The 23,461-nt window shown below is 61.0% G+C and carries 22 protein-coding genes, 1 tRNA gene, 2 rRNA genes and 1 pseudogene; 4 read left to right on the top strand and 22 right to left on the bottom strand.

All coding sequences use genetic code 11. The annotated features are described in order from the left end of the window. The first annotated feature begins 6 nt into the window (after positions 1-6). The 3 genes from rrf (F7P80_RS14240) (at position 7) to F7P80_RS14230 (ending at position 425) form a co-directional block, all read left to right on the top strand. A 5S ribosomal RNA gene (gene rrf, locus F7P80_RS14240) occupies positions 7-119 on the top strand. A 109-nt stretch (positions 120-228) separates the two neighbouring features. Further along, positions 229-341, top strand: a 5S ribosomal RNA gene (gene rrf, locus F7P80_RS14235). A 9-nt stretch (positions 342-350) separates the two neighbouring features. After that, positions 351-425, top strand: a tRNA-Val gene (locus F7P80_RS14230). 161 nt (positions 426-586) lie between these two features. Here F7P80_RS14230 and F7P80_RS14225 read toward each other — a convergent pair. From F7P80_RS14225 to F7P80_RS14135, 20 genes and pseudogenes are all read right to left on the bottom strand, one after another. Next, positions 587-1,372 (bottom strand): class II glutamine amidotransferase, encoded by a 786-nt coding sequence (locus F7P80_RS14225; protein ID WP_054065056.1) that lies wholly within the window; start codon positions 1,370-1,372, stop codon positions 587-589. 190 nt (positions 1,373-1,562) lie between these two features. Continuing rightward, positions 1,563-2,095 (bottom strand): annotated as a pseudogene (locus F7P80_RS14220) (IS5 family transposase); the annotation flags it as partial. A gap of 35 nt (positions 2,096-2,130) precedes the next feature. Next, on the bottom strand, positions 2,131-2,901 hold the full coding sequence (locus F7P80_RS14215) for a Crp/Fnr family transcriptional regulator (protein ID WP_054065729.1): 771 nt from the start codon (positions 2,899-2,901) through the stop codon (positions 2,131-2,133). Positions 2,902-3,040: 139 nt separating this feature from the next. Continuing rightward, positions 3,041-4,330, bottom strand: a complete 1,290-nt coding sequence (locus tag F7P80_RS14210; RefSeq protein WP_151045655.1) for an NnrS family protein — start codon at positions 4,328-4,330, stop codon at positions 3,041-3,043. Further along, positions 4,327-5,199, bottom strand: coding sequence for an ABC transporter ATP-binding protein (locus tag F7P80_RS14205; RefSeq protein WP_151045653.1), 873 nt, complete (start codon positions 5,197-5,199; stop codon positions 4,327-4,329). Before F7P80_RS14205 ends, F7P80_RS14210 begins: the two co-directional genes overlap by 4 nt. A gap of 47 nt (positions 5,200-5,246) precedes the next feature. Further along, the gene (locus F7P80_RS14200; protein ID WP_058879919.1) at positions 5,247-6,059 is read right to left on the bottom strand and encodes an ABC transporter permease; all 813 of its coding nucleotides are present in this window, start codon (positions 6,057-6,059) and stop codon (positions 5,247-5,249) included. A gap of 30 nt (positions 6,060-6,089) precedes the next feature. Beyond that, complete coding sequence (locus F7P80_RS14195; RefSeq protein ID WP_211372047.1) at positions 6,090-7,106, bottom strand: ABC transporter substrate-binding protein; 1,017 nt, start codon at positions 7,104-7,106, stop codon at positions 6,090-6,092. Positions 7,107-7,175: 69 nt separating this feature from the next. Continuing rightward, positions 7,176-7,523: a TehB family protein gene (locus F7P80_RS14190; RefSeq protein WP_077344441.1), complete on the bottom strand. Its 348-nt coding sequence runs from the start codon at positions 7,521-7,523 to the stop codon at positions 7,176-7,178. Between the two features lie 80 nt (positions 7,524-7,603). Further along, positions 7,604-9,067, bottom strand: a complete 1,464-nt coding sequence (locus F7P80_RS14185; protein ID WP_170265393.1) for a surface lipoprotein assembly modifier — start codon at positions 9,065-9,067, stop codon at positions 7,604-7,606. Between the two features lie 182 nt (positions 9,068-9,249). Continuing rightward, positions 9,250-10,161, bottom strand: a complete 912-nt coding sequence (locus F7P80_RS14180; RefSeq protein WP_151045649.1) for a Slam-dependent surface lipoprotein — start codon at positions 10,159-10,161, stop codon at positions 9,250-9,252. 72 nt (positions 10,162-10,233) lie between these two features. Then, entirely contained in the window at positions 10,234-13,476 is a 3,243-nt protein-coding gene (locus F7P80_RS14175; RefSeq protein ID WP_151045647.1) for a TonB-dependent receptor domain-containing protein, read from the bottom strand. A 362-nt stretch (positions 13,477-13,838) separates the two neighbouring features. Beyond that, positions 13,839-14,144 (bottom strand): helicase-related protein, encoded by a 306-nt coding sequence (locus F7P80_RS17225; RefSeq protein WP_249041489.1) that lies wholly within the window; start codon positions 14,142-14,144, stop codon positions 13,839-13,841. Further along, positions 14,099-14,374 carry a hypothetical protein gene (locus tag F7P80_RS17220; RefSeq protein ID WP_249041488.1) on the bottom strand — a complete coding sequence of 92 codons (276 nt, stop codon included), beginning with the start codon at positions 14,372-14,374 and terminating at the stop codon, positions 14,099-14,101. Before F7P80_RS17220 ends, F7P80_RS17225 begins: the two co-directional genes overlap by 46 nt. 162 nt (positions 14,375-14,536) lie before the next feature. Continuing rightward, positions 14,537-15,997, bottom strand: a complete 1,461-nt coding sequence (locus F7P80_RS14165) for a DHA2 family efflux MFS transporter permease subunit (RefSeq protein WP_054065372.1) — start codon at positions 15,995-15,997, stop codon at positions 14,537-14,539. Positions 15,998-16,005: 8 nt separating this feature from the next. Next, complete coding sequence (locus tag F7P80_RS14160) at positions 16,006-16,269, bottom strand: cysteine-rich CWC family protein (RefSeq protein ID WP_082669775.1); 264 nt, start codon at positions 16,267-16,269, stop codon at positions 16,006-16,008. A 103-nt stretch (positions 16,270-16,372) separates the two neighbouring features. After that, positions 16,373-16,957 (bottom strand): hypothetical protein, encoded by a 585-nt coding sequence (locus F7P80_RS14155; RefSeq protein WP_058879925.1) that lies wholly within the window; start codon positions 16,955-16,957, stop codon positions 16,373-16,375. Positions 16,958-17,009: 52 nt separating this feature from the next. After that, the gene (locus tag F7P80_RS14150) at positions 17,010-17,846 is read right to left on the bottom strand and encodes a ChaN family lipoprotein (protein WP_249041487.1); all 837 of its coding nucleotides are present in this window, start codon (positions 17,844-17,846) and stop codon (positions 17,010-17,012) included. A gap of 696 nt (positions 17,847-18,542) precedes the next feature. Beyond that, positions 18,543-19,514 carry a Bug family tripartite tricarboxylate transporter substrate binding protein gene (locus F7P80_RS14145; RefSeq protein ID WP_054065369.1) on the bottom strand — a complete coding sequence of 324 codons (972 nt, stop codon included), beginning with the start codon at positions 19,512-19,514 and terminating at the stop codon, positions 18,543-18,545. 29 nt (positions 19,515-19,543) lie between these two features. Next, entirely contained in the window at positions 19,544-19,909 is a 366-nt protein-coding gene (locus F7P80_RS14140) for an AtuA-related protein (RefSeq protein ID WP_151045645.1), read from the bottom strand. Further along, positions 19,902-21,302, bottom strand: coding sequence for an acyclic terpene utilization AtuA family protein (locus F7P80_RS14135; protein WP_054065367.1), 1,401 nt, complete (start codon positions 21,300-21,302; stop codon positions 19,902-19,904). Before F7P80_RS14135 ends, F7P80_RS14140 begins: the two co-directional genes overlap by 8 nt. Before the next feature lie 80 nt (positions 21,303-21,382). On the opposite strand from F7P80_RS14135, the gene F7P80_RS14130 reads away from it, so the two are divergent. Continuing rightward, positions 21,383-22,279, top strand: a complete 897-nt coding sequence (locus F7P80_RS14130; protein ID WP_042417616.1) for a LysR family transcriptional regulator — start codon at positions 21,383-21,385, stop codon at positions 22,277-22,279. Positions 22,280-22,419: 140 nt separating this feature from the next. Here the strand turns inward: F7P80_RS14130 and F7P80_RS14125 are convergent, their stop codons facing one another. Both F7P80_RS14125 and F7P80_RS14120 read right to left on the bottom strand, forming a co-directional pair. Further along, positions 22,420-23,091 (bottom strand): DUF799 domain-containing protein, encoded by a 672-nt coding sequence (locus F7P80_RS14125; protein ID WP_151045642.1) that lies wholly within the window; start codon positions 23,089-23,091, stop codon positions 22,420-22,422. A 1-nt stretch (position 23,092) separates the two neighbouring features. Then, a complete protein-coding gene (locus tag F7P80_RS14120; protein WP_054065373.1) occupies positions 23,093-23,458 on the bottom strand; it encodes a DUF4810 domain-containing protein in 366 nt (121 codons plus the stop codon). Positions 23,459-23,461: the final 3 nt, after the last annotated feature.

The following is a 23,461-nucleotide window of genomic DNA, read 5'->3' as shown; positions in this document are numbered from 1 at the left end:
TTTATGCCTGGTGACCATAGCAAGTTGGCCCCACTCCTTCCCATCCCGAACAGGACCGTGAAACGACTTTGCGCCGATGATAGTGCGGATTCCCGTGTGAAAGTAGGTCATCGCCAGGCTCTTACAATGACAAACCCCTGACCTCCGAAAGAGGCAGGGGTTTTGTTTTAAGTGAGAAAGTCAAAAATTTCGTTGAGCAGCACAGATGCTGTTTGACACCAGGTTATGCCTGATGACCATAGCAAGTTGGTCCCACTCCTTCCCATCCCGAACAGGAACGTGAAACAACTTTGCGCCGATGATAGTGCGGGTTCCCGTGTGAAAGTAGGTCATCGTCAGGCTCGTATATGGCGTGATTAGCTCAGCGGTAGAGCACTGCCTTCACACGGCAGGGGTCACATGTTCGATCCATGTATCACGCACCAAAAGCAAAAGGCCTAGCACTCGCGTGCTAGGCCTTTTTTGTTGCTGGCTGGGTTGCTGTAAAAACTGAAGCGCCTAGCGCTTGTATTCGCTGGGTTTGCAAATCAAAACTATCTGAAACCCTTATGAAAAGAGCGCAAGGCGCTCTTTTTTATGATTTGCTTTATGACTTGCTGTGGCTCTGGCCGAGGTACAGACGGCCATCCACAAACACATTGACCACGCCTTTTTCAAACTGGGTCCAGGTTTCGTTCTTGGTCAGTGGGGCGGTGACGATGACGGCGACCTTGTCCTGGGGCGTGGTTTCGGTGGAGAAGTCCACGGTCAGGTCTTCGTCGGCCAGCTGGGCTGCGGCGAAGGGGTGGCAGCGCTCGGTGTAGAACAGGTTGGTGGTGGCGTGGCTCCACAGGGCCTCGCCGTTGGAGAGCAGGAAGTTGAAGGTGCCGTGTGGCGAGATGCGGCTTGCCAGCTCCTGCAAGGTGATGGTGAGCTCTTCAATGCTGGGCACACCGGCATGGGACTTCCACAGCTCCTGCATGATCCAGCAAAAGGCCAGTTCGCTGTCTGTGGTGCCTACGGGGCGAAAGTGCGCGTGCAGCTTGGGGGCAAAGCCTTTGAGGTCGCCATTGTGGGCAAACACCCAGTGGCGGCCCCACAGCTCACGCACAAAGGGGTGGCAGTTCTGCAGGCTGACCAGACCTTGTGTGGCCTTGCGGATGTGGGCGATGACGTTCTGGCTCTTGATGGGGTAGTGGCGGATCAGCTCGGCAATGGGGGAGTCAATCGCCCGGTCATGGTCCACAAAATGGCGCAGTCCCTTGTCTTCAAAGAATGCAATGCCCCAGCCGTCGGTGTGATCCCCTGTGTTGCCTGCACGTTGCGCAAAGCCGCTGAAGCTAAAGCGCACATCGGTTGGCGTATTGCAGTTCATTCCTAAAAGCTGGCACATGGGCGCGAATCCGTTTTTTCTAAGCAAACAAAGGCGCATAGCCTAACGTGGCTGCTGCAGCTTGTCTGCTGTAGAACTGCTTAGGGAACCTCTGCATAACTCGATTTCAAGCGTGATAGTGCTTGAACGAGTGTGATGTTCCCTTGCCCCTGGCACTCAAGATGCCCGCGTTTCGCGGGCATCTTGCTTTTTATGCACCCACACCAGGCTTGGATTGGCTGTTTTTCAGCAAACGGCCACGGGCCATCCACAAGTTCGCCAAGGCAAACAGGGTATGCAATTGCTGCGTGTTCTTTCTCAAGCCTCGGTAGCGAACTTTGACGTGGCCAAACTGACGCTTGATGACTCTGAATGGGTGTTCGACCTTGACCCGGATCTTGGACTTCACCTGCTCAAGCTGCTCTTGCAGGGCTGATATCGGGTGCTGATGATCTAGCGCCTTGCGCTGGCTGCGCTTCATGGCGATATGCCATTGGAATTTGCGCTCAGGTTCTGGCGTTGGCATGTCGGGACGTTGGTCCGCGCCTTGGTAGCCAGCATCTCCATAGCCATCAACCTCTTTTCCATGCAGCAGGCTGTTGGCTTCAACGACATCATTGACGTTGGCTGATGTGCCCCGCACGGTATGCACCAAGCCAGAGTCCGCATCCACGCCAATATGGGCCTTCATGCCAAAGTCCCACTGGTTGCCCTTTTTGGTCTGGTGATCTCTGGATCACGAGACTTCTCACATCTTCGCAGAGACTTTGAACACGTTCTTACAGCAGATTGCAGCACTCAAACATGCTGCCGTTGAGATTGGCGAGCGGGCGGCGTTGCAGGAATTCGAAGCTGGGTACAGGCAAACCTGCCTCATGGCAGAGACCTTTTGTATCAAGCAGCACAAGCTCACGATTGCGACAATGCCCTATGAGGCCACGGCGCTTCAGTTGAGTGAGGTGTCGAGAGAAGGTTTCCGGAGTGATGTTGAGCTGCCTGGCTATAACCTGGTGGCTGGCGGGCAGGCGCAGCCAGGCAGTGCCTTGCTGGACATGCATGTCCAGCAGATAGCTGACCAGACGCTGCAGCGAATTGCTCATTGTCAGCAGGTCGATCCGGTTGACCGCCTGGGTAATTCTGGACGCCAGGATTTCGACCAGCGAAAAAGCGAATTCCGCCGACTGCCGGGTCAGCGCAAGCAGCTCCTCTCTCGGCATGCGATAGACCACACTGTCTTCCGTCGCCTGGGCCGAAAGCGGGTACAGGGAAGGCTGGGCATACATCACGGTTTCTGCCAGCAAAGTGCCAGATCCCAAGACCCTGAAGATCTTTTCCTCGCCAGTCAGACTGGGGCTGTACAGGGTGATGGTCCCGGTCTCTATCCAATAAAAATGCCTGGCCTCATCGCCCGCCAAAAAGAGATGCTGCTGCGGCTGCAATCTGACCGGTCGCGCATGCTGCACCAGTTCTGCCAACAAGGAAGTGTCCGCCTTGGCAAAGATTTGTGACCTTGAAAGGGTAAGCTCCAGAGACTCTTTGCTTGCCGTCATATGAACGCTCTCATCACAAAGCCTTGGGATTCCATAAAAGTAGCCTACTTGCAATTTTAATAGGAATCATTCTCAATGTAGCGTATCAACAAACACACAATCCTGATACGGTTGACCATGCGCAGTCTGGTCGTCGAGATCAATGCTGGTGCCCTGCTGACGGCTGGCCCGCCCCCTCCTCCTGTCCCCGAGGCTCCGAGCAGCCTGCCTGGCCATCGTCTCGCCGCATCACCAGCATGCGCGCGTTGCGCCCCAGATAGACAGCAAAGCCTGTGATCCACAACAGGCCGGCAGCCACGGTCAGTTGCTGCGACCAGTGTGCAAAGCCGAAACTTCCGGCCATGAAGCGCAACAGCGCAGCCCCGACCAGGGCCGCCATGGCCAGCGGAACCCAGCGGCTCCCATCCAGCCACTGGCCTGCATGAATGCGGCCAGCCACATTCATCACGGCAAAGATGGACAAGCCCATGGCTCCGACTGTCAGCAAATGGCGCCCTGCCGACGGCAACCAAGGCGCTCCCAGAATGGACATGCCCATCGCCGCATAACCCAATGCCAGCAGCCAATAGCTGGCATACAAGATCAGCGCCCAGCGGTAAAACAATGCCCTGCCCACATGCCAGTCGTTGAGCAGGTTCAGCATGGCCGCAGCCGCAGCGAGCGCCAGCCAGGCCGTCACTAGGTCGTATCCTCTCCAGAACTCGACCGCACTGCACAAACAGATGCAAAAAATTGCCAGATTTCGTCGGGGTGGTCGGGCCAGGTAGCCGACGGTATCGTGCTCGGCCACACCAGGCTTGCCCAGCTCGACCAAGCGGTTCACCACATTCATGGAAATGCGGCTCCCCGCCAGGATGATCAGCACCATCATCAAACCCACGGCCAGCCGCACCCAGGCCAGGGGATCGTTCCACCGCCAGAGCAGATCCGCAAAGAATCCCAATTGCACCAGCAGCAGGGCCATCAAGGCCAGCGCAAAGCTGAAGTGGCGGCGGGCACGGGCATCACGCCCCAAAGAAGGCAGCAGCAGCAAAAGCAAACTGGCGGTAAAAACCAGATGCGGCAGCGCTATGGTGAGCACGTCCAAAGGCGCAGGCAGCCATGCGGCGATCAGCCAGGCCAGCCGCCCCAACAGCCACAGCACGGCGAGTGATGCCAGGCGTCTCGGAGCCGCCGGGACCGTTTGCGTGAACTCCGGAACCGCGGTGAGCAAAAAACCCGCCACTGCAGCGCTGCCAAAGCCCAGGACCAGCTCATAGGCGTGCCAGATTGCAACGCCTCCTGGCGGTGACCACATGGACAAGGTGGGCCACGCCCCCCCCAGCATCAGCAACCAGGCGGCCATCAGCACACACGCCAACAAACTGCCCGCCAGAAAAAAAGGGCGAAAACCGCACATGAACAGCGGCCATGCAGCAAGCCTTTTCATACGGTACAGCCTCCTTGTCGTGGCAATGCGTCAGAGGCACTGCAGCTTCCTGTAATGATCACCAACCCCTCATCCCCGCCTTTCTTGCCGCAACGGATGGCAGCAGAAGAGACTGTTGCGGCCTCATCGGCCGGAGGCAAAGGCGGCATGCCAAAGCTTGCACGCACGTCCGGCATCTGCATCAGGTGGGCCGTGCGATCGTAAATCCATGCTTCGCTGCGCTGTGCTTGTGGCAAGGCCACCCTAAACGCCCGCAGCACGCGGCCAGGCTGCGCAGTCATCACGACAATGCGGTCCGCCAAGCGCACCGCCTCCATCAAATCGTGGGTGATCATCAGCACCGCTGTACCGCGCTGCGCGACCTGTTCCCTGAGCAAGCCATACAGCTCGTGCTTGAGCCCCACATCCAATGCGGCAAATGGCTCGTCCATCAGCAGCAGATCGGGCTGTGTGGCCAGCGCCCGTGCCAGCGCCACGCGGCTTTGCATACCGCCCGATAACTCATGCGGATACTTGTGCCAGTCCTGCTCCGCCAGTCCCAGACGCAGCGCCAGTTGCGCCGCCTGCACACGCCGGCTGACTCCGGGTACGCCCAACGCCTTCAGCCCCAGTGCGATGTTGTCCAGCGTGTTCTTCCAGGGCATCAGCCGTGGTTGTTGGAACATGCAGCCCAGCCCGCGAAAGCCAGACTGGACCTCACCTTCCGCGGGCGTGAGCAAGCCCGCCACAATGTGCAGCAAGGTGCTTTTGCCGCAGCCTGAAGGCCCTACCAGCGCCAGCGTCTCACCCGCATGCAAATCCAAGCTCACGTTCTGCAATACATCCGTGAGGGCGTAGCGGTGCGTCAAATGCCTTATGTGCAATTGCATGGAAGGTTCTCATCGTTTTTCATAGGTTTTTTTGTAACTTCTGGCCGTCACTGCCGCCAGCGTTCAGCCAGACGCTTGATGGGCTCCAGGGCCAGATACTCGGCCGCCAGCAGCAGTGCCAGCACGGCCAGGATCCACGCCAGTGATGCCGCGCTGTCCAATTGCGCGCGCGAGACGGCCAGCGCAGCCCCCACCCCGTCTGCCGTCGCCAGCAGCTCGGCCATCACCACCACCTTCCAGGAACTGCCCAGCGCGGTGATCCAGGCTGGAAACAGATAAGACAGCATGTGCGGCAGGTAAATGTCCGTCAGGCTCATCCACCAAGGCAGCCGCAGTACATGCGCCACATCGCGCAGCTGGTGGTCCAGCGTACGGGCCCCCTGCATGGCCGCCGCAAAGACCAAGGGGAAACAGGCAATGAACACGGTGAAAACCGGTGTGGCATCGCCCATGCCAAACCACAGCATGGCAAGCACCAGCCAGGCAATGGGGGGCATGCCCAACAGCAGTGTCACCAACGGGCGTGCCGCCATGGCGGCTGTCATGGAGCGTCCCGCCAGCATGCCCAGCAGGCTTGCGGCCAGCACCGCAGCTCCCAGCCCATACAGCGCACGCCGCGCCGAAATTTGCAGGGGCTCCAGCGCAACACCGTCGCGCAGCATCTGGAGCAGCTGCAGCATGGTGGCTTGCGGGCCTGGCAGCAGCAGTTCCCCATAGTGCTGAGCCCCCCACTCCCACAACGCGCAAAAAAGCAGCAAGCTCGCTATCGCGCCCCAGCCACTCCACAGATAGCTCAACACCGCGGCCAGCACACGCTGCGATCGATGCGCCAGGCGAATGCCTATCGTGGTACTTGTCATCGACTCTCCTTTGTCAGCATGGAAAGCGTCTCAGAAATAAAACCCGGCATCAGGCAACTTACCGCCAATCACCGCAGGCTGGTGCTGCATCAGGTGCCCGAAGAAGAACTCCAACTCCGGGCGGGCATCACGGGCCGAGCGCCAGACCGCAGGTGTAGCCAACAGAGAATCTGCGACCGCATCGGCTTGCAGCATGGGCGCATAGCGGCTTGCCATCTCGCCACAGGCCTTCGGGTTGGCCCAGCACCAGGCATGCGCCTCGGCCAGCGCGGCGCGTACCTGCTGCAAGAGCGCGGCATCCTGCCGCAGCGCGCCCACGGCCGCCACGCCTGCTTGTGCAATCTCCGGTGCACGCTGAAACACCCGCGCCCATTCCTGCTGCAGGTTCACGCTGCGATACAGCTGCGGAGCCACGACCGACACCGGAAACGACTGCGTTTTGCGCAGCGCCATCGAAATCGCAGGTTCGGCCAGCAGCGCATGGTCCACACGGCGCGTGATGAGCAACTGCATGGCCTCCAGCGGCGATGCGACATAGCGCAGCTTGAAATCACGCCCAGGATCCAGGCCCTGCTGACGCGCCAGCAGCTGAAACAGGATGTCCGGCATGTCGGCACGAAATGGCATGGCAATTTCCTGCCCTTTGAACTGATCCAGTGTCTTCCACTGTGCATTGCGTGACACCAGCCACAACATGCCCCAGACCGACACATCCAGCAGCCGCAGCGGAGCCCCGCGGTTGTACAGATTGGCCGCCACGTTGCTGGGCGCAGCCACAAAATCCACCTCCCCCCCCAGCACCAGGGCACGCAACTGGTCGGGATTGGTCCAGGCCACAAACTCCACTTGCTCGGCAAGACCAGCCAATGCCCCACTGTCCACCAGCCGCATGAGCGGAAACGATACAGTCGCCATGGGGCCTGCCAGTCGCAGACGGGGCCGCTTGGCCATCTGCGCCGCATGCAGTGGCAAGGCCAGCACCAACGCGGAGGAACAGACACCGGTGAGCCAACCACGGCGCGAAGACGGAACGTACGCAATCTTCAATTCAAAACTCCATGCTGCACGGCTTCGTGCTGCTTTCCTGGACGACGAAACTGGAACCATGCTTGCACCTCATTCCACCAAACCCGTGCTGGGCAGTCCTGGCCGGCCCGCTTGTTCCTGCGGCTGCAGCGCATAAAACTCCACAAAGAAACGGACAGCACCCACAGGCTGCACACTGTGTGGCATCTGCGGCAACACGACCCCCGGTGCAGCGGCGGGGTGCAAATCCTGCTCCACATCCAGTCCTGGCACGCGATACCGCACCACCCCTTCCAGCACATGAATCAGCGCCCAGGTGCCTTCTCTCGTCACATGATCGCGCAGCAGGCCGGCAGGCACCGTGTCTTGCGTGAACACCGGCGTACGCTTATACGCCTGCGCGCCTGGGGGCAAAGCCAGGCAGTCCTTTTGGTTCATGATTCACCTCCTTAACGTACACACCACGGCTGTCGCAAGTACAAGACCGGCCCGGCAGGGCCGCATGCACAGCACGTCTCTTAAAAATGGCGGCGCAACATCACGCTCACCTCGCTCTGTTCAAACCCAAAAGCCCAGTCGACGTTACTCCGGTTACGGCTATAGCGCACACGCAACTCAGGAGCCAGACCCGCCAGTTTCCAGTTGTTCGCGCCTATGCTGGCAATGAACACCTGCTGCTTGTCATGGCGGCGCGCACCCAGAAAACCATCGAAGGCATCGCTACGGCTGTTACGCCAGATACCTGTAGCGTTCACGAACAACCCGGCAGCCCCCTCGAGTCCGTAATAAACGCCAGCCCGCAGCACCTTGTCTCTGGTGCTGGCCTGGTCCACTGCGTATTTCTTTCGCACCATATCCGCCCCGCCGTAAACCGTGAAACGGGGCGACAGCGCATAGCTGGCCGACAGCCCCGCCTGGTGCTGCGTGTAATCGCTGCCGCTCACGCGCCGTCCCTGGTCGGTATGGACATAACGCTTGGTGTCTGCACTGGCACCCAGCCGCCAGCGGCTGCCCACCACGAACTGCCCTTCCACTTGCAGACCGTGCGCCACATATTCGGTGTGGCGGTTGCGGTAGAAATGCTCCACATACGGTGTCACGTTCAAGGTGCGTCTGGCATCCAGCCACTGGTAGCCGAGATACAGCACGCTGGTGGCATTGCCATAGTCGCTGATGGACGCGCTGCCACTTTCGCCCTGGCGCTGGTAATAGCTGCCATAACTCACCGGGCGCAATTGCAGGTTGTGGTTGCCGCCCAAATGCCAGCGCCGCTGCAAGGCCAGCTCGTAATTGAGCATGCCTGAACGGATGGCCTGGGGCATTCGCCGCTCGAAAACGCACACCCCGCCCAACTCCAGGAAGCAGGTCACATCACCGCTGGCCTGATTGATATTGCTGTTATGCCCCAGCCCCACGGCCATGCTGCCGTGCCAGCCGCTGCGCTCCTTGAGCGCCTGCTGGTACTGGCCCACCAGCGCCTGCACCGTATCCGGCAGCCCGGCCTGCTGTGCCCGGGTGAAGGCGGCGCGGGCCTCGGTATCGCGGTTGTCCTCGAACAGCAGCCGCGCCAGCTCCAGGGCGATGCGGGCATCCTGCGGCTCGGCTGCCTGGGCCGATTGCATCAGGCGCAGCGCCTGCGCCACGTCGCCCTCTTGGCGGGCCAGCAAGGCCAGGGCCATCTGCGCCAGGGCAGGCCGGTGGCCTTGCAGCAGGCGGTAGCGGCTGACGAATTCGGCCAGCCGTTCCCACTGGCCGGTGTTGATGGCGATGTAGATCGCCGGCTCCAGCGCCTGCCGGGTGGAAGGCACCGTGTGTACCTTGCCCTCATACAGCAACGCTCCCGGCGGGGCATGCAATACCAGGCCATCTTCCGGGCCGGCCATGCGCTCGGCCGCCTGGCGCGACTGCTGGTGCAGCAAAAACCGGGTGTCCTCCTCATCCGCCCGTGCCGCTGGCATGAACAGCATCAACGCCAACAGCATGGCCAACCGGTGAAAACGGTTCAATCTCTGGTACGGCATCACGTTTCTCTTGCGCCCCCATTCCCGACAAAACAGCCCCAGCATCGGCGGCCACGTCAGCACGCGCAGTACAGGGCAACAAAAATGGAGGGCGGCGGAACCGGCCTCCATTTCATTCAGGACTTATTTGCTGAGTTCAGGCATTAGTTGCTGCGGCTGCCACCGAAAGCAACGTGGGAGGCAGCGGTTCCGCCCTTGTAGATGCCAGCCAGCGCGGATGCGTTGTTGTAGAACTGGCCTTCGATCTTTCCATTGGTGTGAGTGAACTTGCCTTGGCTGGCTGCGGTGAAAGTAGTCGGAACACCATCAGGGTTGAAGTTCACGGTACTGGTGCCATTGGTGATGGAACCAGTCAGCGTACCGTTACTGCCGTTGTAATTGGCCGTCAAAGTACCGCGATACAGCTTGGGCGCCGTCGGCAGGTTGTCAGCGGCCGTACCCACCCCCTGGATGCCAATCACGTTGTAAGTGGCATTGGTCAGCGTGGGCATGGTCGTGGTGGGGTTGTCCCCCGCATACCACACGGTGCGGCTGCTGCTGGCCATGTTCAGGTTGGTGCTGTCGGCAGGCGGCGTACCGGCGGCGCGGGGCGCCCACTCACCAAAATACACACCGCTGCCGATGGCCAGAGGGGTGCCGCTGGCATCCGCCACCTGCCCGATCACCAGACCGCCGAATTGCGGTGCCAGGAAGAAAGTATTCACCTGGCGCACGCTGTTGATCATGAACTTGGATGTGCCCTGGGTAGCCGAAGCATTCCACACCTGGGCAATATCGATGGACACAGGCGCTCCCGCATCTGCACCGGTCATGATGGCGCCTTGGCCCTTGCTGGCAATGGCTGTGTTGGAACCATTGACCGGACCTTTGGCGATATCGATAAAGCCCAGAAGGCTGTTCTCGAATTTCAGGCCGGCATTTCCACCGCCAAACAACGCATGGTTGGAGTTACCCACCGCCACATTGGCCGTGTTGGAACTGCCCCCCGATGCGGCCATGGCTGCGCCACTGCCCAATAACGCCATTGCGGCCAAAGCAATCATGGATTTTTTCATGATAAATTTCCTTTTAAAAAGGTTGGACATGGTTGAGAAAACTTGTTTTTTACGAAAAACAAGCAAAAAAACTTAAAACTTGATGGTCATCCCCGCCGTAATGGTGCGCCCTGGGCCAGGCATGACGTTCTTGGACATGGGGTCCATATAATATTGATCGGTCAGGTTGATGATGTTCAGGTTGAACGCCACTTTTTTACTCATCTGGAAACTTGCATACAAATCATGCAGCATGACCGATTTCCAATACAACGCATCTATCCCACCCCGGAACCACACTTTCTGGATATCTGCGTTCGACAATAAGCCGTTCAGTTGTTTGTTTTCCGCCCCGGTGTGGTAAGTGCCACGCCAGCCGATTTGCAGGCGTTCATTCAACAGCCGCGTGCCCAGTTCCATATTGATGGAATATTTGGGCTGCAAACTCATGCCGCTATAGCTGCCGGGAAAACCGCCCTCCACACAGGTTGGAATACGGTTATAGAAAGGGTCCATGCTGCTGGCGAAATCCTTGTCGCATATTTCCTGCTTCAAACGGTAGGTGCCGCCTAATCCGCCAAAAAAGCGCCCGCTGTCAAAGCGCGATTGCAATTCGATACCTTGGGTTTTTTTCTTATCGAACTGGATGGTGTCCATGTACGCGGTGCGGTCGATAAAATCCTTGATCTCAGTGTTGTAATAGCTGATACGGGCATCCGCCAGTGCCAGGCTGGGGAAGAACTGTGCCAGATTATGCGCATAGCCAATTTCAAAATTGGTACTGCGCTCTGGCTTGCTGGCACCATTGACCGCCAGAGTGCCTAACGTACCTGCACCATCCACCACTGAACTACTGGTCAATTCATAAATACTTGGAAAGCGCGTGGTCTGTGCATAGCGTGCAAAGCCGGTGCCGAATTTGCCGATTCGGGCCGTGGCGCTTAAAACGGGGCTCCAGGCATGGCCCGACTGGTCGGCTTCGTTTTTCCAGGCCTGGCTGGCGTCCAGTTGTTCGTAAACATCTTCCTCACCGTTATATTGTATTTTTTTTATTTGCTCGCCTGTATTAACCACTTGCAATTTACTGTCATAAGTAAGACGGTCTACATTCTCATTGATGTCAATCTCGCCTGAGGCAAATGGATTTTTGGAAGAGTCAGGTTTACCGTTGATTACCGGAATAATGGCGGCATGGCGCCAAAACATGGAAATCCCGTTGCCATACGGTTCTCGTCCAGCTCTAAAGGCTTTGATGGCATCACCAATATCCTGAACGGCCTGAAAATTAGGAGTCATCACTCCATTATTAAAAGCATCCCAGTCAGCTTGAGTAATCTTATTCCACGCATCGGCATTTTTTCGGGCAAGATCTGCGTCTTTAGCCATATCTTCGGCATTCATCGCCTCGAGATAATTCAGCTTCACCCCGGTCTTTTTCCGCATTGTTCCAGAATATTTGATTTTCCCCGTATCCTTGCCGGTATAGCGCATATAACGGGTGCCTGCCGTCAGCGTCAGCCAGGGGGTGGGCTGGTAGCTTAAATTCATGGTAGCCGAATATTCCTTGCGTTCGCCGGAACGCGGGCCAAAAAAATCTGTGCTGGCGTGTACCGTGCTGCCATCAATGCCCAGGCCACCGCTTGCCATGGAGAGTTTGGTTTCCTGTATCCGGTCGTTGAGTTTTTCACGCTGGTAATTGACGCCCACCATCAATTGCAGATTGTCGGCAAGTTTGATCTGGTTACTCAAATCGAGCCCGGTGCGGTCGTGGCTGGTCCATTGCCGCCCCCTGGAGACAATGGTTCCATCATGGTCCATAAAGCCCGGTGGCAAAAGGCTGGGATCGAAATTCGGATCATTCGCCAGCTGGTCAACTATTTTCAAACGGCGATAGGTGGCGTCATCCATATCAAGCATATAAGGCGAAATGCCGGTTTGATGCCGAATACCGCTGGTTTTGGTATGCCACAGGCTGGCTTCCAGATTCAGCCATTTGGAATCTTCGGGCTTGATTTCATAGTCGAGCTTGTAGCGGTCTACCTTCATGTCCGAGTGCGGCCCTTCAATGACAAACCGTTTCTCTTTTGAAAAATCCAGATTCGGGTACTGATGCTCGTAAGATTCGCGATACTGCATCATCAATACCGAGGTGCCCGGCGTGGTCTCGCCAAAATTCATATCGTTGCGCATGAACGACAGGCCGATTTTTTGCGCATTCGGCAAATACCAGTTGTTTTTCAGCAGCGTGGTCTTGGTTTCACTGGCGGTGTTGTATACCTCATCGCCCGCGCCGTACAGCTTGGTCACGTTGGGAATGAGTACATCTGTGCTGCTTTTGTCCAGATAATCATGCCCGGCATATTTGTCGGCGTTCTTCTTACCTGCGTAATAGTTACCCTGGGTGCGCTTGCTGTACGAGACGAGAAAATCCGTCATCTCATTGCGCCCGGCAATGGCCAACATGCCCGATTTGCTGTCGAAGTCAAAAACATCCCCGCTCTTATTGCGTGGGTTTTCCGAAAAGGGACTGACGTTGTTCACCTCGTACCGAATCGCACCAGGAATGTTGCGGTAATCCTTGCCATAGGCTGAATTGGCATCGAACCGGGGCTTGCTGCTGTTGCTGGAGGTGTCGGCCTTCAATTCGATGCCGAAGTTCTTGCCTTCGGGAATAATGTCGCTCGGCTCGATGGTGCGGATGTTCACCGCCCCGCCGATGCCGCTTTTGATGCCGCGCGAGAGCGACGGGCCTTTTTCCACCTCGATGCTGCGGAACATGGCCGGGTCGGCATAACTGCGGTTGCCTGCGCCGAAGAAGTGCAGCCAGATGTTGGTGGACTGCTCGGTGCCGTCGATGGTCAGCGGAACGCGCCCTTCGCCAGTCAGGCCACGGATGTTGGGCGTAATCGACTGGCTGCCGCGCGTGTCCATGCTGTAGACGCCGTTCATGCCCTTGAACACGTCGCCGGGGTTGGTGGTCTGAAAGCGTTGTAACTCCTCCCGGCCCTGGTACACGGTGGTGACGTTTTTGTCATATACGTCGTCACGGCCTTTTTCGTCGCGCGTCCGCTCACCACTTACCGTGACTTCCTGCATTGTTTTAGCGGTTGCTGCAGGTTCTTGCGTGGACTGGGCATGCTCTCTGGCGCTGACCGCCGGTGCCCGCCACTCCTTGACGGCGCCCTGCTCTTGAGCATAGGCCGCCCCCATGCTCCAACAGGCCAGAGCAACAGCTGTGGACAGGTATTGCTTTCTTAAAACACCAGAACAAGCATCGAAATAATAATGATTTCGATTAATTTCAGCATTTTCCCGCATCTTGGTAAAAACAGTCATGGCACGCTTGGTTGAGATGAGAACTGTGGTGAAGCCTATTGCGGCACAGAAGTGCCGCCCGGCTTTGCTGAAAGCTTGTCGACCCGCTTGCTTGCCCCCCCTCTCAAGGTCTAATCAGTGAGACGCTGCAGCAGTGGTTCCTAAGGCTTCAACGAAAAGGCAGTTCGGCCGTCACCAATCGGAATGACGGAATTCTCTCGACCCGTCGCACAAGATGCTCTTGATAATTATCAAGAGGGAAAAAACATCACCATGTGCCCTGAAGCAGTCGCCTCTTCTGTTCACGCTGTTCGGATCAGAATCGGCCAGCCAGGATTGAGGCGTTTGAGTACATCCGGGTATGAGGCTTGGGGTCCATTTCTTCAATCACCTCCTTCGGCACGCTCACCAAGTGCCCTCTGCTCAGCAGGCAATCCCATCTTGGCGGCCTCAATCACCTCCTCCTCTGTCGTCCGTTTGTTCTCCTGCAGCGCAAGCACGCCTTCGTCGATCGTGCCTGGTATGACAGGGACCAGCACCAGGACATCACGCTTTTGGCCCAGGCGGCAGGCACGATCCTCCGCTTGGCGCATCAGCGCTGGCGTCCAAGGCATGGACGCGAAGGCAACGATGTTCGCCGCGGTCAGCGTGGTACCCACTCCAGCGGCCATCGTGGTGCCGATGAACACCTTGATACCTGGAACTGCAGGTCGACCTCACGCACCAGCCCCCCCATGCGCTCATAGTTACCGATCACCCAGTCACAGCCATGCAGCGTGGCCATGCGGTCATCGCCCAGCATGCCGACGATTGCATCGGGGTAGACCATCTTGATCTCGCGCTCCCAGTTCAGCCGCAACGAGGCTGGACAAACGATGAGGACACGCTGCTTGCCTGCAGCAAGGCGGCAGGCCACCACGGTCTGGGGCTCTTGCCCAGGCCCATGTCGTCACCCATGCAGGCACCCATGCAGGCACCCGATTGGCCCAACATGAAGGCAACACCTTGCGCCTGGTAGTCCCGCAACACGCCACAGGCCTGCAAAGCAGCAAGCGCGGCCTGGTCGTACTGCAGATCCTCCTTAGGTGAGCGTTTTCTTCGGCGAGCGCAACTGTGTGGCGGCAAGAAAGGCCAGCAGGCACAGCGCGGTGAGCATGACAAAGCTTTCATGGAAGGCGGCCATGCGGGCATCTGCGGCAGAGAGCGCGGGGTTGGCCATCTGCACATCCAGCCGCCACTCCAGCACGATGCCGCACAGGCCCACGCCAATGGCACCGCCCAGCATGCGAATAAAGCTGATGGTGCCTGCGCCCTGGGCGATCAGGGATTTATCCAGCGGGCGCATGGCCCCCAGGTTCAGGCTGGGCAGGATAAAGCCCAGACCGATGCGGCCCACGATGATGAAGCCAGCCAGCAGCCACAGATCAATACCGGGGTTGACCCAGAGCATCAGCAGGAAGGACATGGCCAGCAGCAGCATGCCCGTGCTGACCAGCCAGTGCGTAGGCTGGGTATCGGCCAGGCGGCCTGCCAGCGGAATGGTGATGGCCAGCACAAGGCCAGCGGGCAGCAGCAGGTTGCCTGCGTAGGCAGCGGACATGCCCAGCCCCATCTGGATGAACACCGGAATCAGATAGGTAGAGCCAAACATGGCGGTGCCATAGATAAAGCAGACGATGCTGCCCATGACAAAGGGGCGGTAGCCAAACAGGCGCAAGTCCATGAGGGGCTGCCTCTGGGTGCGCAGCAGGCGTTGCTGCCAGAGCACAAAGGCCACAAGGCAGAGCACGGCCACGGCCAGCAGGATGGCCGCTTCCGTATGGCTGCGGTGAAAGGCGACCAGCGCATTCATGATGCCCAGTGTGCCAGCGGTGACCAGGCCCAGACCCAGCACATCCAGCTTGTTGCCATTGGACTGCGACTGCTGCCCCTCGGGCGCGGAGGTGGGCACAAATTTCCAGGCCAGCCACAGCGACAGCAGGCAGGGAGGAATCACCATGAAGAAGGTAGAGCGCCAGCCCATCCAGTCCACCAGCAGACCGCCCAGGGCAGGTGCAATGGCAGGTGCCAGCACCACGCCCATGCCAAAGATGCCGCCTGAGCGCCCCTGCTCATGCGGCTGAAAGGCGCGCAGGATGATGACAGCAGGAATCGGCTGGATGATGCCTGCGGCCAGCCCTTCGGCCACGCGGGACAGCAGCATCAGCTCAAAGTGCTGCGACAGGCCGCCCACGATGCCACCCAGTATCAGCAGCCCTATGGAATAGGCATAGGTGGCGCGGTAGCCAAAGCGCGAGAGCATCCACGGCGTGACCAGCATGCCAATGGTGGAGGCCATCATGAAGGACGAGGTGATCCACTGCGCGCGTTCCTGCCCCACCTGGAAATAGGCGCTCATGGCTGGAATGGCTACGTTCACGCTGGTGGCGGGAATGATGGAGGCAATCACGCCCACCATCAGCGCCATCAGCAGCAGCCAGCGGTAGCGATCGCCGTAGCGGGCTTTCAGAACTTCGGAAGGCGCGGGTGCAAACAGATGCATGAAAGAGATCAGCCCATAGAGAGCAAGTAACGCAGGCTGCGCAGCCTACCCCTGTGGACTTCATCTGGCTGCCCGTTGGCGACAGTGACCTGACCGCAAGTGGGGCAGATGCAGGCCTGACCACGCTGCTCGGCAGGCAGGCGCTCCAGTGCCTGTGGCGCGATCTGGGTTTGCATGCACCAGCAGCTTTCGGCAGGCAGCCCGGCTGCTACGGCACATTGGTTAGGCTGGCCGCACAGCGGACAGTGTGAAGGATTCAGTGAAGCAGACATGGCCTGCAGTGTAGGGCCGCAGGCGTTGGCTGGATACATGAGGGGGGATGCCTCAATTGAGCGTCAAAAGTGCCTCTAGTGCTTATGTAGCAAGCGCTGGCAGCTATATATTTTGTGAAGCTATGTCAGATGCGCAATACTGAATCTGAATCGGCATCTGCCCCAGGCGGCGAAACAGCATGCGGTCGCCCACGATGGGCCACCAGTCATAGAGAAATATCTCCATGGGCCGCCACAGCGCGACCCAGCCACCAATGTCCAGCGTCTCGCGCAGGGTGGAGGCGACAGTGCCTTCGCCCAGCCATTGCGAGCCAATCAGCGCTGCCGCCAGTACAGACAGGCCAATGCACAGGCTGATGACGCCCCGGCGCAGATGCAAGCGCAGGCGGTGTCGCGCATGCACCGCCTGTCGACTGAAGTAGTCGCGCGTGGCATTGCAGATGGCCTGCTCGGCCTGCGTCTGCACGGCTGGATGGTCTACGTGCAGGATCAGCGCCAGCGGCTTCCAGCGCGAAGGCTGCGCCCGCGCGCTGTCCACAATGTGCTCCACCACGCTGGAGTGCAGATCCTTGCTGCGCAGGGGGGATGGGTCCATGGCATCGAACAGCTTGTTCAGGTCCTGGAGGTGGACTTCAATGGTCTGGCAGCCGGCGGGAATGGCATCGCCGCGAATGGTGGTGGGGTGCACGGGAGGAAGCTTACAGAGATGCAAAGGGCTGCAAGCTTAGCAAGTCCCGGTGCTATGGCTTGTTCCATTGCTTACGCAAGGCTGCGCAGTGGTCTTTGTGGGGCACGGCAGGGGTGCGCACCACATGGTCGCTGTCTGCAGCATCGGCCACGGGCTGGTCTCCGGCCTGCGCAATGGCAATGGTGCGGGATGTTTCGGCAGGCAACCAAGCAGGAACGCCCACGCTGCGCAGCACATGACCACGGCCAGCAATCAGCAGCACCGTTTTGCCCGGCTGCAGCTGTTGCTCCAGGGTGTGTGCCATGCGTGCATCTTTGGCCAGCTGGATACGGGCCATGGGCGTGATCTGGGCCTCGGGCAGCAGGTCGCAATGGCCGCTGCGAATCGCTTCGCGCTGGCGCTGCCAGGCTTCAGGGGGTAAATGGCTGTCCCACTTGGCCTGCTGCATGACGGCTTGCATTTGCGCACGCGGCAGATTGCCACCGAAGACCGGCACCCCGGCGCGTACTGCGGTCATTACCGTGGGGCCGTAGTGCTTCCACGGCCAGCCTTTGTCATTCCATTGCAGCGCCTGCTGCACTTCGGCCTCTGTGGCTGTGGTGGGCAAGGCTTGTGTGCTGTGCCCATCGTCCGCCATTTCCAGCACCACAGCAGCCAGCTGGCCGCGCTGCGCCAAAGTCTGCACCGTGCGCTGCTCCCACTGGTGGTGCGCCGTGGCATCGTGCTGCTCGCCCAGCAGCAGTACGGCAGGCATGGGCTGTTGCGCTATCTGCTGCAGCCATGCTTCGGTGCTGAGCGGGGCAGGCTGCCAGGTGCTGCAGGCGGACAGTGCTCCCGCCATGACCATGGTCATCCATGCTTTTCTAATAAGAATTGTTCTCATCTTCATGGGTGGATGGTAATGGGGGTTGAGGGTTTTGTCTGCTTGAAGTGAACAGGTGCACTGCCTCTCCCGCTTGCGGGAGAGGGCTGGGGTGAGGGTTGCATTTCACTTCTTCCCCCGCTGGGGGAAGGCGGGGATGGGGGGCTACACGTGCTTTGTTAAAGCGATTTGCTTGGATTGAGCGAGGGAGTCGGGTCTCGGCCCGACAGCCGAGTTCCTTTTTGTGCGCGACAAAAAGGAACCTTCACGCTTGCGTGGGGTGAAACTCATATTGCGAAGCAATGTGAGTGGAGACCAAAAAGCGCGTCTGCGACGCTGTCCGACAGAACTCGCTGCACTCCTTCGCCGTTCCGCTCAAACATGCTGTCGGAAATCAGAATTTTTATGTGAAAGCACGCCAGTCCTGCAGCTGGCGTGCGGGGGTGAACCAGTGCATTGTTTTGTAGATGCTAGTTTGGCGTTTTAAGACCAATTGGCCTCTAGGGCGTGTTCACATAAAGCCTTCAACCCCATTTGTGATCTCCATCATCAGGGGCAGCGAACCCAATGTTGATGTGAACACGCTCTAAGGCTTATGCAGAAAGCGCTAGCAGCTATGAATTTAGTATTCGCTTCGCTGCGATCGCAGGGGATTGCGACCAATGTCTGCACGCGTGGGATCCCCCAGGCCCCGCAGGGCCTGGTTGTGGATGGGCAGGGTGCTTATTCGGGCGTGATGCCGGCAGCCTTGATCACCTGCCCCCACTTGGTGGTTTCCGCCGTCTGGAACTGTGCCAACTCCTGGGGGGTGGTGGTCCAGGCCTCGGAGCCGGACATGTCGAAGAACGAGGCCGCTGCCGGGCTGCCGACGGCGGTGCGCAGCAGTTGATTGAGTTTGGCCACCACGGGGGCGGGCGTGTGGGCGGGGGCATAGGCCGCGAACCAGTAGCCCATGTCATAGCCTTTGACGCCCGCTTCGGCGATGGTGGGTACGTCGGGCAGCTGGGGGCTGCGCTTGGAGGTGGAGTAGCCCAGCGCGCGCAGCTTGCCGGCCTTGATCTGCGGCACGCCGGTGGACATGTCGGTGACCATCAGGTTGATCTGCCCGCCCATCAGGTCGGTGATGGCCTGCGGGTTGCTTTTGTAGGGCACGTGCAGGATGTCCACGCCGGCCAGCTGCTTGAGCATTTCGCCGGCCATGCGGCTGGAGGAGCTGCCGCTGCCAAAGCTCAGCTTGCCGGGGTGGGCCTTGGCAAAGGCCAGCAGCTCACCCACGGTCTTGTAGGGGGCGTTCATGGGCACCACCAGCACCTGGCCGCCCTTGCCCAGGCCGGTCAGCGGGGCAAAGTCCTTGACCGGGTCGTAGGCGAGTTTTTTGTACAGGTGCTCGTTGGCCGCGTGCGTGGTGTTGGTGGTGATCAGCACGGTGTAGCCATCGGCCGGGGCCTTGGCCGCCTCCTGGGCGGCAATCATGCCGCTGGCGCCGCCCTTGTTCTCGACGATCACGGGCTGCTGGGTCTGCTCGGTGATCGACAGGCCCAGGGCGCGCGCCAGCTGGTCGGTCGCGCTGCCGGCCGCGAACGGCACCAGCAGGGTGATGGGCTTGCTGGGAAAGCTGCCCTGGGCGAAGGCGGCGGGCGCCAGGGCCAGCGCGAGGCTGGCGGTCAGCAGGTGGCGGCGGGTCGTGCTTGTCATGGTTGTCTCCTGTGTGGTTATGGGAATGGTCAAGCGGGACGGGCAATCCAGGGGGCGAGTGCCCCGGGAACGGAAATCGGCATCTGCAGCACCCGGAAGCACAGCGTCTTGCCGTGGCTGTCGAGGTTCAGGGCATCGTTCACGCCCCCGTCCAGCACCTCGTCCAGCACCAGGTTCATGGCCTGCAGCTGCGGCAGCAGGTAGCGGCGCACCTGGCGCGGCTGGCGATCGGCAAACAGCTGGGCCACGGCGGCCTCGGTGACCTGGGCGCAGATCGGCTCCCACAGCTGCGGGTGGAAGGCGATCACGCTGATGTTGGAGCGGTTGCCTTTGTCGCCCGTGCGGCCGTGGGCCAGCTGGTACAGGGGGACGGTCAGGGTGGTGGGGTCAGCCATGGGCGTGCTCCGGTGCCGGGCCAGGGGCGGTGGCCCAGGTGAACCCGGTGGGGATGTGGGTGTGGGGGATCAGGCAGGAGGTCAGCCCCAGGCGCTGGCGCATGTGTGTGCGCACCCCGCCGCCGCCCGCCGGACCGCAGCAGTACAGGGCGTTGACCTCGCGCGGCAGGCGCTGGGCGGTGGCGTGGTCGGCATGCTGCCAGGCCATGCGCAGGCGCACATCGTGGGGGGCGTGCCGCAGGTCGGCGCCGTCCAGCCAGCTGCTGGCATCGTTGCCCCAGACGCTGGTCACGCCGATCAGGTCGGTGCGCAGCGGCGCGAGATGGCCCAGGCGTTGCTGGATGGTCTGACCCGCCAGACGCGCGCGCTCGGCCGCACGTGGGCCGGCGTAGGAAATTTCGGCCTCCGCAAACCAGCCCGTGGCGTAGCAGACGTTGACCTTCAGCGTGTCGGGCCGGGGGTGGCCGCGCACCCCTTCCAGGCGCACGCGGTCGGGCCCCACGGCGCTGACCTGGGCCTGGGTGATGTCGGCCACCACGTCGGGGGTGAGGTACTGCGCCGGATCGTGGATCTCGTACAGCAGCTGTTCCTTGACTGTGGCCGGGGTGATGCAGCCGCCCGTGCCCTGGGGCTTGAAGAGGGTGCAGTGGCCGTCGGCGTCGATCTCGGCGATGGGATAGCCCAACTGGTCCAGGCCCGGCACGTCCTTGTAGCCGGGATCGGCAAAGTAGCCGCCGGTCACTTGCGTGCCGCATTCCAGCAGGTGGCCGACCATGGTGGCGCGGCCCAGGCGGTCCCAGTCGTCCCAGGCCCAGCCGTAGTGGGCCATGACCGGACCGACGACCAAGGAAGGGTCGGACACCCGGCCGCAGACCACGATGTCGGCCCCGGACTGCAGGGCCGCCGCAATCGGCTGGGCGCCGATGTAGGCGTTAGCACTGACCAGTTCCTGTGCGGGCATGCGCTCGGTCAGGGCTTCGGCCAGCAGCGGGCGGTGCGCGGGGCTGCTCAGGTCATCGCCGTGCACCACGGCAATCCGCGGCGTGCGCGTGCCCAGGGCCTGGGCCAGGCGGTGGATGGTGCGGGCCGCGGCCTGCGGGTTGGCGGCGCCGAAGTTGCTGACGATGCGGATGCCGTGCTGCAGGCAGTCGGCCAGCACCGGGCGCAGAAACTCGGGCATCAGCGGTTCGAACCCGGCCTCGGGGTTGCTGCGCCGGGCCAGTTGGGCCAGGGCCAGGGTGCGTTCCGCCAGGGTCTCGAAGATCAGCACCGCAGGCTGGCGCTGGCGGATCAGCTCCTGCACGACGGGGCCGGCGGCATCGATGCGGTCCCCGGAGAAGCCCGCGGCGCAGCCGATCAGTAGGGGCGGGGTGGTGGCGTGGGGTGAAGTCATGGAATCTCCTGCTGGCCACTATAGGAAGGGCTGGCTAAGCTGTGAAATCGATAATTGAGATGAATTGATTTGGAAGTCAGATGAATATTTCGGCCCGCGACATCCAGGCCTTCCTGGCCCTTGCCGAGGTGAAGAACTTCACCCGTGCGGCCGCGCGCTGCCACCTGTCACAGCCGGCGTTCAGCGCGCTGATCAAGGCGCTGGAGGACCACGTGGGCCTGAAGCTGTTCGACCGCAGCACGCGCCACGTGCTGCTGACGCAGGAGGGCGAGCGCTTCTGGCTGTCGGCCCAGCGGATTGCCGAGGAACTGGAGGACTGCGCCAAGGCCATGCGCGACACCGCCCAGTTGGCGCGCGGGCATGTGGCCGTGGCTCTGCTGCCCTCCTTGGCGGCGGGCTGGCTGCCCGGCGTGCTGGCGCAGTTTCTGGCGCGCCATCCCGGGGTGGAGGTGGCGGTGCAGGACGTGTTGTCCGAGCCCTGCATCACCGCCGTGGCCCAGGGGGAGGCGGACTTTGCCCTGGCGGCGATCCGCGCCGACACGCCCGAGCTGCAGGCGGAGCCGTTTTGCCGCGATGGCTTCCACCTGGTGTGCCGCGACGACCACCCGCTGGCGCAGCAGGCCGAGATCGGCGTGCCGGATCTGCAGCCCTGGCCGTTTGTGCACCTGGCTCGGCACAGCAGCGTGCGCCAGTACCTGGATGCGGCGCTGTTTCCCCAGACCCTGCGCACCCTGGTCGAGGTGGAGCAACTGGCCACGGTGATGGGGCTGGTGCAGGCGGGGCTGGGCATCAGCGTGGTGCCGGCGCTGTCGCTGTTCCATTTCGACAAGCCCGGCCTGTGCACCCGGGCCTTGCAGCTGCCGGCGATGGAGCGCCAGATCTACCTGGTGCGCCGCCGGGGGCGCAGCCTGTCCGTGGCGGCCCAGGCCTTGTACCGGCTGATGCAGGACATGCGGCCGGCGTGCGTGACCGCCTGAGCGGCCGCGCCGCCGGGGTCGCGAACCATCAAGTCAAAACCGCCTTCAGCCCATGCTGCAAGCGCGCTGCATGCTCTGGATGTGGAAGCGTGCAGGCCCCGGCCTGCCAGCCACACCGGGCCTGCGGGCCGGGGAGCGCGTCAGTTCTTGCCGTACAGCGGCGAGCGCGGTCCGTACAGCAAGCCGTTGGGCGTGCCGGCTGCCAGCAGGCGGTTGATCGCCACGCCGGCCATGGGGTGGGCGGCATCGGTGGCCGAGTTGACGACCTGGTTGACCAGGGCCGTCACCAGCATGCCGATCAGGCCGCCGCCCGAGTTGTTATCGCTTTCCTGGTTGGAGGCCGAGGCGCGGCCATCCCAGAGCTGGGTGCCGGTGCGCAGGTCCACCAGGCGTGCTTCCACGCTGACCACGGTGGCGCTCTGGATCACCTGGTAGGTGGTGCCATAGCGGGTGACGCGCAGGTACAGCGCGGCGTCGGCGCCAAAGATCTCCTGGAGCTTGGCGGGGGCCACCTCGTGGATGTCGCTGGCGATTTCCAGGCCGTTCTGGCGGAAGGTTTCGCTCACCAGGGTCACGGGCAGGACGTAGTAGCCCGCCTCGGCCAGGGGCAGGGTCGCCTGGGACAGCACGCTGGCACTGGCCTGCACTTCGGGTGCGTCATTGATGGGCGGCAGCACCAGGATGGAGGCCGGCTTGGCCGCGCGGTAGGCGCTGTAGTCCTTGCCGGGGGCCGTGGCGCAGCCCGCCAGCCAGGCGCAGGTGGCCAGCAGGGGCAACCACTTCAGGATGCGGGGGATCAGGGGAATGCGCATGTCAGATGCCGTTCTTCTTCAGGTTGCCGACCAGGTAGTCGATGTACGGGGCCGATTCGGGGAACTGCTTTTTCTCCTGCTCCCAGGCGGCCAGCGCCTGGTTGGTGCGGCCGGTGTTCAGGTACAGCAGGCCCAGGTGGGCCTGGTAGCCGGGCGGCAGCTGCGCGCCCTGGCTGGCGCTGACCTGCACGCCTTTTTCCAGTGCCAGGATCTGCTCTTCGGTGGCCGGGCCGTCGCTCTTGAGGTACTGGTAGACCTGGTTCTGGTAGCCGTTCCAGCTGTACAGGGGCTTGGGCGCGGCGCAGCCCACCAGCAGGGTGGCCAGCGCCAGGCTGGCGCCCGCGCGAATGGCGGTGTGGAGGTGCATGGT

This window comes from Comamonas kerstersii, assembly GCF_008801935.1.
GTDB lineage: Bacteria > Pseudomonadota > Gammaproteobacteria > Burkholderiales > Burkholderiaceae_C > Comamonas > Comamonas kerstersii.
The sequence above is the reverse complement of the archived record's forward strand: the minus strand, read 5'-3'. Positions and strand labels throughout refer to the sequence as shown.